This is a genomic window from Streptomyces sp. NPDC019396, from assembly GCF_040632375.1.
Classification (GTDB): Bacteria; Actinomycetota; Actinomycetes; order Streptomycetales; family Streptomycetaceae; genus Streptomyces.
The window spans coordinates 232,270-246,734 of record NZ_JBEYBS010000007.1 but is presented as its reverse complement, the minus strand read 5'-3'; the positions used below and the strand labels follow the sequence as shown (position 1 = coordinate 246,734).

At 67.5% G+C, this 14,465-nt stretch carries 13 protein-coding genes; 6 read left to right on the top strand and 7 right to left on the bottom strand.

The genetic code is table 11. The features are described 5' to 3' along the window. Nucleotides 1-11: 11 nt before the first annotated feature. From ABZ532_RS11025 to ABZ532_RS11015, 3 genes are all read right to left on the bottom strand, one after another. Nucleotides 12-1,274: an MFS transporter gene (locus ABZ532_RS11025; RefSeq protein WP_361281037.1), complete on the bottom strand. Its 1,263-nt coding sequence runs from the start codon at nucleotides 1,272-1,274 to the stop codon at nucleotides 12-14. Between the two features lie 86 nt (nucleotides 1,275-1,360). Continuing rightward, complete coding sequence (locus ABZ532_RS11020; protein ID WP_361281035.1) at nucleotides 1,361-2,443, bottom strand: inositol-3-phosphate synthase; 1,083 nt, start codon at nucleotides 2,441-2,443, stop codon at nucleotides 1,361-1,363. Nucleotides 2,444-2,493: 50 nt separating this feature from the next. Continuing rightward, nucleotides 2,494-3,216 carry a PadR family transcriptional regulator gene (locus ABZ532_RS11015; protein ID WP_361281034.1) on the bottom strand — a complete coding sequence of 241 codons (723 nt, stop codon included), beginning with the start codon at nucleotides 3,214-3,216 and terminating at the stop codon, nucleotides 2,494-2,496. Nucleotides 3,217-3,597: 381 nt separating this feature from the next. On the opposite strand from ABZ532_RS11015, the gene ABZ532_RS11010 reads away from it, so the two are divergent. Then, nucleotides 3,598-6,327 (top strand): transglycosylase domain-containing protein, encoded by a 2,730-nt coding sequence (locus ABZ532_RS11010; RefSeq protein ID WP_361281033.1) that lies wholly within the window; start codon nucleotides 3,598-3,600, stop codon nucleotides 6,325-6,327. A 171-nt stretch (nucleotides 6,328-6,498) separates the two neighbouring features. Continuing rightward, nucleotides 6,499-7,995: a glycosyltransferase 87 family protein gene (locus ABZ532_RS11005; protein WP_361281031.1), complete on the top strand. Its 1,497-nt coding sequence runs from the start codon at nucleotides 6,499-6,501 to the stop codon at nucleotides 7,993-7,995. Between the two features lie 28 nt (nucleotides 7,996-8,023). Here ABZ532_RS11005 and ABZ532_RS11000 read toward each other — a convergent pair whose 3' ends face one another. The 3 genes from ABZ532_RS11000 to ABZ532_RS10990 form a co-directional block, all read right to left on the bottom strand. Continuing rightward, the gene (locus ABZ532_RS11000; RefSeq protein WP_361281029.1) at nucleotides 8,024-9,055 is read right to left on the bottom strand and encodes an alanine racemase; all 1,032 of its coding nucleotides are present in this window, start codon (nucleotides 9,053-9,055) and stop codon (nucleotides 8,024-8,026) included. A 115-nt stretch (nucleotides 9,056-9,170) separates the two neighbouring features. After that, entirely contained in the window at nucleotides 9,171-10,289 is a 1,119-nt protein-coding gene (locus tag ABZ532_RS10995) for a peptidoglycan bridge formation glycyltransferase FemA/FemB family protein (protein WP_361281028.1), read from the bottom strand. A 126-nt stretch (nucleotides 10,290-10,415) separates the two neighbouring features. Further along, a complete protein-coding gene (locus ABZ532_RS10990; RefSeq protein ID WP_361281027.1) occupies nucleotides 10,416-10,733 on the bottom strand; it encodes a hypothetical protein in 318 nt (105 codons plus the stop codon). Nucleotides 10,734-11,030: 297 nt separating this feature from the next. On the opposite strand from ABZ532_RS10990, the gene rpsF reads away from it, so the two are divergent. The 4 genes from rpsF (at nucleotide 11,031) to rplI (ending at nucleotide 12,742) form a co-directional block, all read left to right on the top strand. Continuing rightward, nucleotides 11,031-11,321 (top strand): 30S ribosomal protein S6, encoded by a 291-nt coding sequence (rpsF, locus tag ABZ532_RS10985; protein WP_004950685.1) that lies wholly within the window; start codon nucleotides 11,031-11,033, stop codon nucleotides 11,319-11,321. Nucleotides 11,322-11,394: 73 nt separating this feature from the next. Continuing rightward, nucleotides 11,395-11,967 (top strand): single-stranded DNA-binding protein, encoded by a 573-nt coding sequence (locus ABZ532_RS10980; protein WP_361281026.1) that lies wholly within the window; start codon nucleotides 11,395-11,397, stop codon nucleotides 11,965-11,967. A gap of 73 nt (nucleotides 11,968-12,040) precedes the next feature. After that, nucleotides 12,041-12,277 (top strand): 30S ribosomal protein S18, encoded by a 237-nt coding sequence (gene rpsR, locus ABZ532_RS10975; RefSeq protein WP_003956534.1) that lies wholly within the window; start codon nucleotides 12,041-12,043, stop codon nucleotides 12,275-12,277. An 18-nt stretch (nucleotides 12,278-12,295) separates the two neighbouring features. Continuing rightward, on the top strand, nucleotides 12,296-12,742 hold the full coding sequence (rplI, locus tag ABZ532_RS10970) for a 50S ribosomal protein L9 (RefSeq protein ID WP_361281025.1): 447 nt from the start codon (nucleotides 12,296-12,298) through the stop codon (nucleotides 12,740-12,742). A 140-nt stretch (nucleotides 12,743-12,882) separates the two neighbouring features. Here rplI and ABZ532_RS10965 read toward each other — a convergent pair whose 3' ends face one another. After that, nucleotides 12,883-14,220 carry an MATE family efflux transporter gene (locus tag ABZ532_RS10965; RefSeq protein ID WP_361281024.1) on the bottom strand — a complete coding sequence of 446 codons (1,338 nt, stop codon included), beginning with the start codon at nucleotides 14,218-14,220 and terminating at the stop codon, nucleotides 12,883-12,885. Nucleotides 14,221-14,465 lie beyond the last annotated feature (245 nt).

The following is a 14,465-nucleotide window of genomic DNA, read 5'->3' as shown; positions in this document are numbered from 1 at the left end:
CACGTGAAACATCAGGCCCCGTTCCAGCGCCAGCGCGCCATGGCGAGCGCGACGGCCGTATAGAGCAGAGCCACCAGGACCACCAGCGGCCCGGACGTGCCGTCGGGGGGCAGGATCAGTGCGGCCATCCCTACCGCCGCGACGAAGGCGACATTGAAGAGCATGTCGTAGAGGGAGAACACCCGGCCGCGGAAGGCGTCATCGACGCTGGTCTGGACGACCGTGTCGGCGGCGATCTTCGCTCCCTGGGTGATGACCCCGAGGACGAATGCGGCGGCGAGCATCGGCGCGGGCGTGAACGGCAGACCGAGGGCCGGCTCGAGTACGGCTGCGACTCCCGCGCATGTCGCCATCCAGCCGAACGGCCCTAGCCGGTTCACCGCCCATGGCGTGATGACGGCCGCGGTGAGGAAGCCGGCCCCTGAAACGCCCACGGTCAGCCCCAGCAGGGTCAGCCCTTCCTTCTCGGTCGTCGACCAGGCGTGTCGGCACAGCGTCAGCACCATGACGGTCAGTGCGCCGTAGCAGAAGCGGAGCAGGGTCATCGATACGAGGGCTCTGGTGGCGTTCCGGCGTTCGGCGAGGTGACGTAGTCCGCCGATGAGACCGCGGGCGGTCGAGGCCAGCGCCGCGGCAAGGCGTGGCTGCAACTGCTCTGGATCGGGGCCGAGTAGTGCGCGCGCCATCCGCAGTGAGGCGAGTCCGGCGCAGAGGTAGAGCACGGCGCCGAGGAGGACGACCGCTGCATCGGAGTCGGCCACGACCACACGTACGGCGAAGGCGAGTCCGCCGCCTGCTGTAGCGGCGAGTGTTCCCGCGGTCGGTGACACGGAGTTGGCCATCACCAGCCGGTCCTCGTCGACCACCCGTGGCAGGGAGGCGGACAGCCCCGCCAGGATGAACCGGTTGACAGCCGTCACACAGAGGGCCGAGACATAGAAGAGCCAGTCCGGGAGGGCGGCGGTGATCAGCAGAGCCGTGAGGGCGGCGAGTGCGGCACGTAGCACGTTGCCGTAGAGGAACACCTGGCGCCGCTGCCAGCGGTCCAGGAGTACTCCGGCGAAGGGGCCGACGAGCGAGTACGGCAGCAGCAGCACGGCCATGGCCGAAGCGATCGCGGTCGGCGAGGTCTGCCGCTCCGGTGAGAAGACGACATAGGTGGCGAGCGCGACCTGGTAGACCCCGTCAGCAGACTGGGACAGGAGACGCACGGTCAGTAGGCGGCGGAAGCCGGAGAAGCGCAGGAGTACGCGCAGATCACGTACGACAGGCATGTGCGCAAGCGTCACACAGGACGAGGGCCCCCGGGCAGATGCCACGGGGACCCTCGGGTGTCCGGCAGGACGGTGTGCGCTGGTGCTTAGCGCTCGACCTCGCCCTTGATGAACTTCTCGACGTTCTCGCGGGCCTCGTCGTCGAAGTACTGGACCGGCGGGGACTTCATGAAGTACGAGGACGCGGAGAGGATCGGGCCGCCGATGCCGCGGTCCTTGGCGATCTTCGCGGCACGCACGGCGTCGATGATGACACCGGCCGAGTTCGGGGAGTCCCAGACCTCGAGCTTGTACTCCAGGTTCAGCGGGACGTCACCGAAGGCGCGGCCCTCGAGGCGCACGTACGCCCACTTGCGGTCGTCCAGCCAGGCCACGTAGTCCGACGGGCCGATGTGGACGTTCTTCTCGCCGAGGTCACGGTCCGGGATCTGGGACGTGACGGCCTGGGTCTTGGAGATCTTCTTGGACTCCAGGCGCTCGCGCTCGAGCATGTTCTTGAAGTCCATGTTGCCGCCGACGTTCAGCTGCATCGTGCGGTCCAGGATCACACCGCGGTCCTCGAACAGCTTCGCCATGACACGGTGCGTGATGGTGGCACCCACCTGGGACTTGATGTCGTCACCGACGATCGGCACACCTGCCTCGGTGAACTTGTCCGCCCACTCCTTGGTGCCGGCGATGAAGACCGGGAGCGCGTTGACGAAGCCGACCTTGGCGTCGATGGCGCACTGCGCGTAGTACTTCGCCGCGTCCTCGGAGCCCACCGGCAGGTAGCAGACGAGCACGTCGACCTGCTGGTCCTTGAGGACCTGGACGATGTCCACGGGAGCCTCGGCAGACTCCTCGATGGTCTCGCGATAGTACTTGCCCAGACCGTCGAGGGTGTGGCCGCGCTGGACCTTCACACCCGTGGTCGGCACGTCGCAGATCTTGATGGTGTTGTTCTCGCTGGCACCGATGGCGTCCGCGAGGTCGAGACCGACCTTCTTCGCGTCGACGTCGAAGGCGGCCACGAACTCGACGTCCCGCACGTGGTAGTCGCCGAACTGGACGTGCATCAGCCCCGGCACCTTGGAGGCCGGGTCGGCGTCCTTGTAGTACTCGACGCCCTGCACCAGCGAGGCGGCGCAGTTGCCCACGCCGACGATGGCTACGCGAACCGAACCCATTCCGGTTGCTCCCTGTTTGTTCTCGTACGAGACCTGCGTGTCCGCGGGTCTCACTTGGTGGTGTCGTCGGACGGATCCGGCTGGTCGGGCGCCCCCGAAGGGCCCCCTTCAGGGGGCGCTGCACCCCGGTGCCGGGGTAGGCCGCCCGCTTCTCCAGATGTGGTGTCCTGCCGAGCGTTGTCCTCGGCGGAAGGGGACCGGCGCTGGTCCCGCCCCGCCCGCTCGCTCTCGATGAGCTCGTTCAGCCAGCGCACCTCGCGCTCCACGGATTCCATACCGTGGCGCTGGAGCTCAAGCGTGTAGTCGTCGAGGCGCTCGCGTGTACGGGTGAGGGAGGCGCGCATCTTCTCCAGCCGCTCCTCGAGCCTGCTGCGTCTGCCTTCCAGCACACGCATCCTCACCTCGCGCTCCGTCTGCCCGAAGAAGGCGAAGCGAGCCGCGAAGTGCTCGTCCTCCCAGGTGTCGGGGCCGGTGTGGGAGAGGAGCTCCTCGAAGTGTTCCTTGCCCTCGGCGGTCAGACGGTAGACGATCTTGGCCCGTCGTCCCGCCGCCAGTGAGGCGGCGAGGGCGTCCTCGGGCGCGCTGCCCGGCTCTTCGATCAACCAGCCGTTTGCGACCAGCGTCTTGAGGCAGGGGTAGAGCGTCCCGTAGCTGAACGCCCGGAAGATCCCCAGCGACGTGTTGAGCCGCTTGCGCAGCTCGTATCCGTGCATCGGAGCCTCACGGAGCAGGCCGAGGACGGCGAACTCGAGGATGCCGGAGCGTCTGCTCATCGATCCCCTCCTCCGTCCTTCCCGGCTCCGGTGCTGCTCGCGCCGGCGGTTATGCCGCTCTGATGTATCGACTCGATACATCCAGACGATAGAGGGGTAGCCCTGTGTCGACAAGTGGGACTCTCGTGACCGGCGTCACACCGTCAATTCACAGCAGTGGACTTGCCGGTTTAGGGGTGGATTTCCCGCTTAAGCACGTTTTGCCCCTGCGTAGTCTGTGCGGATGCAGACCACCGGGAACCAAGCGACGTCTTCAGACGTCGTCCTCCCGGATGCATCACGGATGAGCCCGGCGACGGGCTGGTCCGTATTCATTGCGGGGGGACCGGATCTCAACTACCGCTTCCAGGCGTTTATGCCTGCCCGAGGAGTAGTCGTTCGATGAGCGAGCACCGTCGCAAACCGCCCCAACCGCAGGGTGGCGGACGTGCAGCGGCCAGGCGCGCCGCCCAGCAGCCGACAGGCCGCCGAGCAGCCCCCCACGGGGGCGCCGGCACCGGATCCCCCTCAGACGGATACGGACCGCAGTCGTCGCACGGCGGCCGCGCCGAGGCCCGGCGCGCCGCCCAGAACGGCGGCGGTGGGCGCAGAAGAGCCGCCGAGGCGGGCGGAGCGGGCCACGGAGGTCACGGCGGCCGCCGAGGCGGTCGCGGCGGAGGCCAGGGCGGTCCCGGCGGTGGCCGGGGCGGCGACCCCGGTAAACGGCGGCTGATCGACTACCCGCGCCACAACAGGTACGGCTGGCGGCGCTGGGTGCCCTCATGGAAGCTCATGACGGGTCTGACGCTCGGATTCGTCGGGAGCCTGATGGCGGCGGGCACCATCGCCTACGCGATGGTCGTGGTACCGAACGCGGACGACGCCGCCTCGGCGCAGAACAACGTCTACTACTGGAAAGACAAGACCCAGATGGCCGCCACGGGCGGCGAGGTCAACCGGCAGATCCTCACGCCCGAGAACATTCCGCTGGACATGAAGAACGCCGTGATCTCCGCGGAGAACAAGACGTTCAAGACCGACTCGGGCATCGACCCGATGGGTATCGCCCGAGCCGTCGTCAACATGGCGAGGGGCGGCGAGACCCAGGGCGGCTCCACCATCACCCAGCAGTACGTCAAGAACGCCATGCTGAGCCAGGAACAGACCTTGAACCGAAAGTTCAAGGAGCTCTTCATCTCCATGAAGGTGGGCACGGAGCTCTCCAAAGAGGAGATCATGGCGGGCTACCTGAACACCTCCTACTACGGGCGCGGTGCCTACGGGGTCCAGGCGGCGGCGCGCACGTACTTCGGCAAGGACGCGAAGAGCCTCGACGCCAGCCAGTGCGCCTTCCTCGCGTCGCTCCTGAAGGGCGCCACGTACTTCGACCCGGCCGGTGCCACCGAGATCGACCCGGCCGCCACCGAGAAGGAGAACACCCGGCGCGTCACCGAGCGCTGGAGCTGGATCCTCGGCGAGATGGTCAAGGACGGTCACCTCACAGCTGCGAAGCGAGCTGAGTTCACCAAGTTTCCCAAGGTCCTGAGGCCGAAGAAGGACGCCCAGCTGAGCGGGCAGACCGGCTATCTCGTGGACCTGGCCAAGGCCAACTTCATCAACAACAACGACCAGGGCGTCACGGCCGAGGAGCTGTCCAAGGGCGGCTACGAGATCTACACCACCTTCGACAAGAAGAAGGTGGAGGCGCTCAAGGACTCGGTCAAGAAGGTCTACGACAAGAACATCGATCCCAAGAAGCGCCCGGACAAGGACACCCACGTCCAGTTCGGCGGCGCCTCGGTGGATCCGGAGAGCGGCGCGATCGTCGCCATCTACGGCGGCGCCGACGCGACCAAGCACTTCACCAACAACGCCGACGAGACCGGTGCCCAGGTCGGATCGACCTTCAAGCCCTTCGTCCTGGCCGCGGCCATGGACGTCGGTGTGCGCGATCCCTCCCTCGGTGAGAGCCAGACGGCGGACACCCGCACCCTGGTCGATCCCGACCGGAGCAAGTACAGCGGCCTCAACAAGCTCAAGATCAGGAAGTACGACGGCACCGTCTGGCGCAACGAGAAGAACGAGGAATGGCTCCAGACCAACGACGGCGGTGAGTCCTACAAGAACATCTCCCTCCGCGAAGCCATGATCCACTCGGCCAACTCGCCTTATGCCCAGCTGGGCATGGACATCGGCATCGACAACGTGCGGCAGACCGCGGTCAAGGCCGGCCTCAGGGAGGACAGCCTGGTCAAGGGCGAAGTCCCGTCGTTCTCGCTCGGTATCTCCAGCCCCAGCGCCATCCGTATGGCGGGTGCGTACGCCACGTTCGCCTCCAACGGCAAGCAGCACGACCCGTACTCCGTGACCGAGGTCAAGAAGGGCGGCAAGACGGTCTACCAGCACGAGAACAAGACCAGGACGGCCTTCTCGACCGCCATCGCCAGCAATGTGACCGACGTGCTCGCCGATGTCGTGAAAAAGGGCACCGGCACCAACGCCCAGCTTCCGGGACGCGATGTCGCCGGCAAGACCGGTACCACCGACGGCAACAAGTCCGCCTGGTTCGTGGGCTACACACCGCAGCTGGTGACGGCCATCGACATGTACCGGATGGACGACAACGCGGAGAACAAGAACCGTAAGTTCCTCGAGATGTACGGGACCGGCGGGCAGCGGAAGATCCACGGTGCGTCGTTCCCGTCCGAGATCTTCAAGGACTACATGACGGACGCGCTCAAGGGCGAGAAGGTGATTCCGTTCCCCGAGCCGGAGCCGCTGGACGCCGAGGCCGTCTGCGGAGGCGGCAAGATCTGCTCCTCGCCGTCGGCGTCTCCGTCCACCTCGCCTTCCGAGGAACCCTCGGAGAGTCCGTCGGCGAGCCCCTCCGTGTCGCCCTCCGAATCGCCGGAGCCCAGCGAGAGCTGCGGGCGCTTCGACTGGAACTGTGACCCCGTCGGCGGCCAGGACGGCGGAGGCGACAACGCCGGCAACGACGTGGGTGGTACGACCGACGGCACGGACGGCGGGGTACCCACCAGCTCGTCACCGCCACCGGACAGCAACGGCAACGGGGGCAACGGCGCCGGAGCCAATGACAACGGCGGGATCTTTGGGGGGCCGGACGGCTGACGCTCCCGCCGACCCCGTGAGTACGGCCACGAGGGCCGCCGTGCCGAGACAGTCGGCGCGGCGGCCCTCGCCGCTCGTCCACAGGGTGCTTGTCCACAGGCCGTTGACGGCGTCTTCCCCGTTGTCCACAGGAGCGCCGCTCTGACAGGGTGGTGCGGCAGGATGTGCCCTATGCCGAGCCCACAGAAGACCAGCGTGCACCAGGAACAGCCCGTGGTGCCTCCCACGCGGCGGGACGAGGTCGCAATCGCCGGCAGCGAGCTGATCGGCGGACCGCTGGGCCGTGCCGCGTGGGTCGGCAGCAGCTGGTTCACACCGGTGCGGGTCATCGCGCTGGTCGCGATCGGGATGTTCGCCCTTGGCATGGTGCAGAAGCTGCCCTGCTACAACTGGGCGTGGTTCCGGGGCTCAAGCTCCCAGTACACCCACGCCTGCTACTCGGACATCCCCCACCTCTTTCTCGGGCGCGGTTTCGCCGACGGGCTGGTCCCGTACTTCGACCGACTGACCGGTGACATGGAGTACCTCGAGTACCCGGTCCTGACGGGCCTCTTCATGCAGGTCGCCGCCTGGCTTACGGCGCCCTTCGACGGGGACCTCCAGTACCGCGAGCAGATGTACTGGCTGGTCAACGCCGGCATGCTGCTGATCTGCGCCGTGATCATCGCGGTCTGTGTCACCCGGACCCAGCGCAACCGCCCCTGGGACGGGCTGCTGGTCGCCCTCGCGCCCGCCTTCGCCCTCACCGCCACCATCAACTGGGACCTGCTGGCTGTCGCGCTCACGGCCGCGGCGATGCTGATGTGGTCCCGCGGGCGGGTGCTGGTCTTCGGCGTGCTCATCGGGCTGGCCACCGCGGCCAAGCTCTACCCCGTGCTGCTGCTCGGACCGCTGCTGGTGCTGTGCTGGCGGGCGGGCAAGTACCGCGAGTACGGAGCGGCGCTGCTCGGCGCAGCCGGAGCCTGGCTGGTGGTGAACGTGCCGGTGATGCTGCTCGCGCCCGAGGGCTGGAAGAAGTTCTACACCTTCAGCCAGGAGCGGCAGGTCGACTTCGGTTCGTTCTGGCTGATCATCACCCAGCGCACCGGCGAGGAGCTCGATGTGGAGCTCGTCAACACGTACGCCACTCTGCTGGTGATCCTGGCGTGCGCGGGCATCGCGTGGCTCAGCCTCACCGCACCGCGCCGGCCCCGCGTCGGCCAGCTGGCCTTCCTGGTCGTGGCCGCGTTCATCCTCACCAACAAGGTCTACTCACCGCAGTACGTGCTGTGGCTGATCCCGCTCGCGGCGCTCGCCAGGCCCCGCTGGCGGGACTTCCTGATCTGGCAGGGCTGTGAGGTCGTGTACTTCCTCGGGATCTGGATGTACCTCGCCTACACGACCAGCGGGGACAAGCACCAGGGGCTGCCGCCCGAGGGCTACCAGCTGGCGATCGCCGCACATCTGCTGGGGACGCTGTATCTGTGCGCCGTGGTCGTCAGGGACATCCTGATGCCGGAGCGCGACGTGGTACGCCAGGACGGGTCCGACGACCCCGCGGGGGGTGTACTGGACCGGGCGCCCGACGTGTTCGCGCTGGGCCGCGCGGCGCATCCGGGGCGTCACACCGTCCAGGCGGTGGAGGGGCCACGAGTGGACTGGGGGACCAGCGAGCCCACGTCGGGCTGACCCCGGACGGCTACCGCCCGGACAGCGCCTAGCAGTCGACCAGGCGGTCGTACTGGGTGGTCGTGTGACGCAGGTGGGCGACCAGCTCGTCACCGACCTTCGGCTCCTGCGCGTCCGCCGGGACGAACAGGATCGAGACCTGCATGTGCGGAGGTTCCGCGAACCAGCGCTGCTTGCCCGCCCAGACGAACGGCGAGAGGTTGCGGTTCACGGTGGCCAGGCCGGCCCGGGCCACACCCTTGGCGCGCGGCATGACACCGTGCAAAGCCTTCGGTGCCTCCAGGCCGACACCGTGGGACGTACCTCCGGCCACCACGACCAGCCATCCGTCCGACGCGGCCTTCTGCTGGCGGTAGCCGAACCGGTCACCCTTGACCACACGCGTCACATCGAGGACGGAGCCGCGGTATTCGGTGGCCTCGTGGTCGCCGAGCCACAGCCGGGTGCCGATCCGTGCGCGGAACCGGGTCTGCGGGAACTGCTGCTGCAACCGAGCCAGTTCATCGGCACGCAGATGGCTCACGAACATGGTGTGCAACGGCAGCCTGGCGGCACGAAGCCGGTCCATCCAGCCGATGACCTCCTCGACCGCGTCCGAGCCATCCGTGCGGTCGAGCGGCAGATGCAGGGCGAAACCCTCGAGCCGTACGTCATCGATGCCCGCGTGCAGCTGGCTCAGGTCCTGCTCGGAGACCCCGTGGCGCTTCATGGAGCTCATGCACTCGATGACGACCCGTGCGCCCACCAGGGCATGCACACCGTCGACCGATGACACGGAGCGGACGACCCGGTCCGGCAGCGGCACGGGCTCCTCGCCCCTCCGGAAGGGAGTGAGGACGAGCAGGTCACCACTGAACCAGTCCTTGATCCGCGCCGCCTCGTAGGTCGTGCCCACGGCCAGCATGTCCGCCCCGAAGCGGGTCGTCTCCTCGGCCAGCCGCTCGTGGCCGAAGCCGTAGCCGTTGCCCTTGCAGACCGGGACGATGCCCGGGAACTGGTCGATCACCGACTTCTGGTGCGCCCGCCAGCGCGCGGTGTCTACATAGAGGGAGAGCGCCATGGCCGGGACCGGGACCTTTCTTGGGGGTCGGTGTTGTCGGTGCACGTGGGGTCGTACATACGAGCGACAGCTCGGCTGTACGGGTGAGGCTTGAGACTACGGAAAGATCAAAGGATCAGCGGCGGGACATGTACATGTCTAGCGCCTTGTGCAGCAGCTTGTTGAGCGGGAAGTCCCACTCGCCGACGTACTCGACTGCTTCGCCACCCGTGCCGACCTTGAACTGGATGAGACCGAAGAGGTGGTCGGTCTCGTCGAGCGAGTCGCTGATGCCACGCAGGTCGTAGACCGTGGCCCCCATGGCGTAGGCGTCGCGCAGCATCCGCCACTGCATCGCGTTCGAGGGACGAACCTCACGGCCGATGTTGTCGGATGCGCCGTAGGAGTACCAGACGTGCCCCCCGACGACGAGCATCGTCGCGGCGGAGAGGTTCACGCCGTCGTGCCGCGCGAAGTACAGACGCATGCGGTTGGGGTCCTCGTTGTTGAGGACGGTCCACATGCGCTGGAAGTACGAGAGCGGACGGGGCCTGAAGCGGTCGCGCACGGCCGTGATCTCGTACAGCCGCTGCCACTCGGCGAGGTCCTCGTAGCCGCCCTGGACGACCTCGACGCCGGCCTTCTCGGCCTTCTTGATGTTCCGCCGCCACAACTGGTTGAAGCCCTTGAGGACATCGTCGAGCGAACGGTTGGCCAGCGGCACCTGGTAGACGTACCGGGGCTGGACGTCACCGAAGCCGGCGCCCCCGTCCTCGCCCTGCTGCCAGCCCATCTTCCGCAGCCGGTCCGCCACCTCGAAGGCGCGCGGCTCGACGTGCGTCGCCTGGACATCGCGCAGGCGCTTCACATCCGGGTCCTGGATGCCGGCCTTGATGGCCGGGGCGTCCCAGCGGCGGATGACCACCGGCGGGCCCATCTTCACCGAGAAGGCGCCCTGGTTCTTGAGGTGGGCCAGCATCGGCGTCAGCCACTCGTCCAGGTTCGGCGCGTACCAGTTGATCACCGGACCCTCGGGCAGATACGCGAGATACCGCTTGATCTTGGGCAACTGGCGGTACAGCACGAGGCCGGCCCCGACAAGCTCGCCGCTCTTGTCGAACCAGCCGAGGCTCTCGGAGCGCCACTCCGTCTTGACGTCAGCCCATGCGGGGACCTGGCAGTGGCTCGCCGACGGCAGGCTCTGGATGTACGCCAGATGCTGCTCTCGGCTGATGGTCCTCAGGGTCAGGCTCATGCGGGGCGCTCCTTGGCAGGTGTGTCCCCATGGGTACAGGGGTTCCGGCTCTCGCCGGAAGCCTACTGGGCCAGGGCGGCGCCCCGCGTGGCCGCGGGGTGGCGGACATGCTGGTGGAACGGGGAGCTAGTAGCCGATCAGGCCGCCGAAGAGCCCTCCGCGGGCCATCCCGAGGAAGAAGCCGACGCCTGCGGCACCCAGTCCGACGATCGTGACGAAGCGCTCGCGGGTGGTGACGGAGATGAACTGACCGTAGCCGCCGGTCAGGATCCCGATCAGCCCGGTCCATGAAGCGAGCAGATGGAGGCCGTCGAACTGGGCCGTCACGAACGACACCACACCCAGCACCAGAGTGGCCACCATCAGGGTGTCCTGGAGCGGATGGGATTTCCCGTCCGTGGCGAAGAGGGAGCCTGTGGGATTCGATCGCATTGTCTGTGCCATGAAGCACCTCCTGGCGTCGTGCGGTCCCGCGTTCCCGGAGGGCGGCGCACTGTGACGCCGCCCACACTCGATGTGTACAGGGTGCGGCCTGGGACCGCCGGATTTCAACCGGAAGTGGGTGTGCGGGTACTGTGTACCGCTGCACCGGTGTCTGCCCAGGCCAGCACTCGGATTCTCGGTTCTCGAGCCCGATTGTCAGTGGCGCCTGTTTTACTCGTAGACATCGATGCTTACGCATCACGACCCTCCTGCCACGGAACGACCGTGGCCGCTGAGTCCAAAGGAGGTGGGTTCCACATGCGTCACTACGAGGTGATGGTCATCCTCGACCCCGATCTCGAGGAGCGCGCTGTCTCCCCGCTGATCGAGAACTTCCTCTCCGTCGTCCGTGAGGGCAACGGAAAGGTGGAGAAGGTCGACACCTGGGGCCGTCGTCGTCTCGCTTACGAGATCAAGAAGAAGCCCGAGGGCATCTACTCGGTCATCGACCTCCAGGCTGAGCCTGCGGTCGTCAAGGAGCTCGACCGCCAGATGAACCTGAACGAGTCGGTCCTCCGGACCAAGGTCCTCCGTCCCGAGACCCACTGAGCGCCTAGCTCAGAGGTCATCGGGTTCGAGTAGCAGCAAGCAGCCAGAAGCAATCCCGCCGAGAGGTTCACCCATGGCAGGCGAGACCGTCATCACGGTCGTCGGCAATCTCGTCGACGACCCCGAGCTGCGCTTCACCCCGTCCGGTGCGGCGGTCGCGAAGTTCCGTGTCGCGTCGACTCCCCGTACCTTCGACCGCCAGACCAACGAGTGGAAGGACGGCGAGAGCCTCTTCCTCACCTGCTCGGTCTGGCGCCAGGCGGCGGAGAACGTCGCCGAGTCGCTCCAGCGAGGCATGCGCGTCATCGTGCAGGGCCGGCTGAAGCAGCGGTCGTACGAGGACCGCGAGGGCGTGAAGCGCACGGTCTACGAGCTGGACGTCGAGGAAGTCGGCCCCAGTCTCAAGAACGCCACGGCCAAGGTCACCAAGACCACGGGTCGTGGTGGCCAGGGTGGCTACGGCGGCGGCCAGCAGGGCGGCGGCAACTGGGGCGGCGGCCCCAGCGGTGGCCAGCAGGGTGGCGGCGGTGCTCCCGCCGACGACCCCTGGGCCAGCAGCGCGCCGGCCAGTGGCCAGCAGCAGGGTGGCGGTGGCAACTGGGGCGGCAGCTCCGGAGGCGGCTACTCGGACGAGCCTCCCTTCTAAGGCCCGGTCCCATCGGGACTTGGCCTGCGGGGCAGCTCGTACCCCCACTTCTTGATCACACAGGAGAAACACCATGGCGAAGCCGCCTGTGCGCAAGCCTAAGAAGAAGGTCTGCGCGTTCTGCAAGGACAAGACCGTGTACGTGGACTACAAGGACACGAACATGCTGCGGAAGTTCATTTCCGACCGCGGCAAGATCCGTGCCCGCCGCGTCACCGGCAACTGCACGCAGCACCAGCGTGACGTCGCCACGGCCGTCAAGAACAGCCGTGAGATGGCGCTGCTGCCCTACACGTCCACCGCGCGCTAAGGGAAGGGTGACTACGAAATGAAGATCATCCTCACCCACGAGGTCTCTGGCCTCGGTGCCGCTGGCGACGTCGTCGACGTCAAGGACGGCTACGCTCGCAACTACCTGGTCCCGCGCGGTTTCGCGATCCGCTGGACCAAGGGTGGCGAGAAGGACGTGGCGCAGATCCGCCGCGCCCGCAAGATCCACGAGATCGCCACCATCGAGCAGGCCAACGAGGTCAAGGCCAAGCTCGAGGGTGTCAAGGTGCGCCTGGCCGTTCGCTCCGGCGACGCCGGCCGCCTGTTCGGCTCCGTCACTCCGGCTGACATCGCTTCGGCGATCAAGTCCGCCGGTGGCCCGGACGTCGACAAGCGTCGTGTTGAGCTCGGTTCGCCGATCAAGACCCTGGGCTCGCACCAGGTGTCCGTGCGTCTGCACCCCGAGGTTGCCGCGAAGCTCGGCATCGAGGTCGTCGCCGCCTGAGCGACTGCTCGTAGAGCCTGAGAGGGCCGCACCCGCTGGGTGCGGCCCTTTCCGCTGTTCTGGTGTTCTGGCCGTACGCGGAGCTTCGCGCTGCTGTCGCCGTTTCACGTGAAACGGAGCATCGGCCGGGAGCCACCGGGTCAGCGGGTGGCCCCGGTCACGATCCAGCGGCCCGAGCGCATCCGCAGCCACAGGGTCAGCATGCGCACGATCATCATCAGCGCCATGGCCCACCAGAGCGCGGTGAGGCCCCCGCCAAGGGCCGGGACAAGCAGGGCCACGGGGGCGAAGGCCGCCAGGGTCAGCAGCATCGCCACCGCCAGATAACGCCCGTCACCGGCGCCCATCAGTACGCCGTCCAGGACGAACACCACCCCGGCCACGGGCTGGGAAAGGGCCACCACCAGCAGCGCCGGCAGCAGTGTGCTGTGCACCGCCTGGTCGCCGGTGAACAGGGGAATGAACAGCGACCGGGCCAGGACGAGCAGAGCACCCAGCACCATGCCCGAGACGATGCCCCACTGCACCATGCGACGGCAGACCTGCCGCGCGCCGTCGGGGTCTTCGGCGCCGAGATAGCGGCCGATGATCGCCTGGCCCGCGATGGCGATCGCGTCCAGCGCGAAGGCCATCAGGGACCAGAGGGACAGGATGACCTGATGTGCGGCGATCGAGGTGTCGCCCAGGCGCGCAGCCACAGCCGTGGCGATCAGCAGGACGGCTCGCAGCGAAAGCGTCCGCACCAGCAAGGGAGCACCGGCCTGGGCGCTGGCGCGTATCCCCGCCGGGTCGGGCCGCAGGGAGGCGCCGTGCCTGCGGGCGCCCCGGACCACGACCACGAGGTAGGCGGCGGCCATTCCGCACTGGGCGAGCACAGTGCCCCAGGCGGACCCGGCGATGCCGAGCCCGGCGCCGTAGACCAGCCCGGCGTTGAGCGCTGCGTTGGCGGCGAAGCCCGCGACGGCCACATAGAGAGGGGTCCGGGTGTCCTGGAGGCCCCGCAGAATCCCGGTGGCTGCCATGACGACGAGCATCGCCGGGATACCCAGGCTCGATATACGCAGATACGTCGTGGCATAGGGCGCGGCGGTGTCCGATGCGCCGAAGAGCTCGACCAGCCAGGGAGCGCCGGGCAGCACAACGGCGACGACGCCCGTGCCCAGCACCAGGGCGAGCCAGATCCCGTCCATCCCCTGACGGATGGCGCCGCTCAGCTCACCGGCCCCGACGCGTCGGGCGACCGCCGCGGTGGTGGCGTAGGCGAGGAAGACGAACACGCTGACCGCGGTCATCAGCAGGGCGGCGGCGACCCCGAGGCCGGCGAGTTGAGGCGTGCCGAGGTGTCCGACGATTGCGCTGTCGACCAGCACGAAGAGCGGCTCGGCGACGAGGGCTCCGAACGCGGGAACAGCGAGCGCCACGATCTCGCGGTCATGCTGTCGGCGGCTGCTCTGCGGCGCCACGGCGGCCTGGGTCATGCGGGCAATCTAATCTTCCACAGGTAAGGAATACAAGCCCAGAGGAATCCTTACCAAGGGCTGAGACGGGGCTTCGGCTGTGCGCCGTTTGTTCTGATCTTGGTCCGGCCGGGAAAGTTTTTCTCCCCCACAGCCAGTGGACGGAAAACGTGCAGGTCAGAGCGGAATTGGCGGCGGAGTGGCCGACTTGTCCACAGTGCTGTCCCCCGGTCCGTGCACAGGTTCCGCCGAGTTCTCCACAGCAT

Excerpts from the sequence above, each read along its gene's own strand:
- ABZ532_RS11025 (WP_361281037.1), bottom strand. The coding sequence starts at position 1,274 with ATGCCTGTCGTACGTGATCTGCGCGTACTCCTGCGCTTCTCCGGCTTC.
- ABZ532_RS11020 (WP_361281035.1), bottom strand. The coding sequence starts at position 2,443 with ATGGGTTCGGTTCGCGTAGCCATCGTCGGCGTGGGCAACTGCGCCGCC.
- ABZ532_RS11015 (WP_361281034.1), bottom strand. The coding sequence starts at position 3,216 with ATGAGCAGACGCTCCGGCATCCTCGAGTTCGCCGTCCTCGGCCTGCTC.
- ABZ532_RS11010 (WP_361281033.1), top strand. The coding sequence starts at position 3,598 with ATGAGCGAGCACCGTCGCAAACCGCCCCAACCGCAGGGTGGCGGACGT.
- ABZ532_RS11005 (WP_361281031.1), top strand. The coding sequence starts at position 6,499 with ATGCCGAGCCCACAGAAGACCAGCGTGCACCAGGAACAGCCCGTGGTG.
- ABZ532_RS11000 (WP_361281029.1), bottom strand. The coding sequence starts at position 9,055 with ATGGCGCTCTCCCTCTATGTAGACACCGCGCGCTGGCGGGCGCACCAG.
- ABZ532_RS10995 (WP_361281028.1), bottom strand. The coding sequence starts at position 10,289 with ATGAGCCTGACCCTGAGGACCATCAGCCGAGAGCAGCATCTGGCGTAC.
- ABZ532_RS10990 (WP_361281027.1), bottom strand. The coding sequence starts at position 10,733 with ATGGCACAGACAATGCGATCGAATCCCACAGGCTCCCTCTTCGCCACG.
- rpsF (WP_004950685.1), top strand. The coding sequence starts at position 11,031 with ATGCGTCACTACGAGGTGATGGTCATCCTCGACCCCGATCTCGAGGAG.
- ABZ532_RS10980 (WP_361281026.1), top strand. The coding sequence starts at position 11,395 with ATGGCAGGCGAGACCGTCATCACGGTCGTCGGCAATCTCGTCGACGAC.
- rpsR (WP_003956534.1), top strand. The coding sequence starts at position 12,041 with ATGGCGAAGCCGCCTGTGCGCAAGCCTAAGAAGAAGGTCTGCGCGTTC.
- rplI (WP_361281025.1), top strand. The coding sequence starts at position 12,296 with ATGAAGATCATCCTCACCCACGAGGTCTCTGGCCTCGGTGCCGCTGGC.
- ABZ532_RS10965 (WP_361281024.1), bottom strand. The coding sequence starts at position 14,220 with ATGACCCAGGCCGCCGTGGCGCCGCAGAGCAGCCGCCGACAGCATGAC.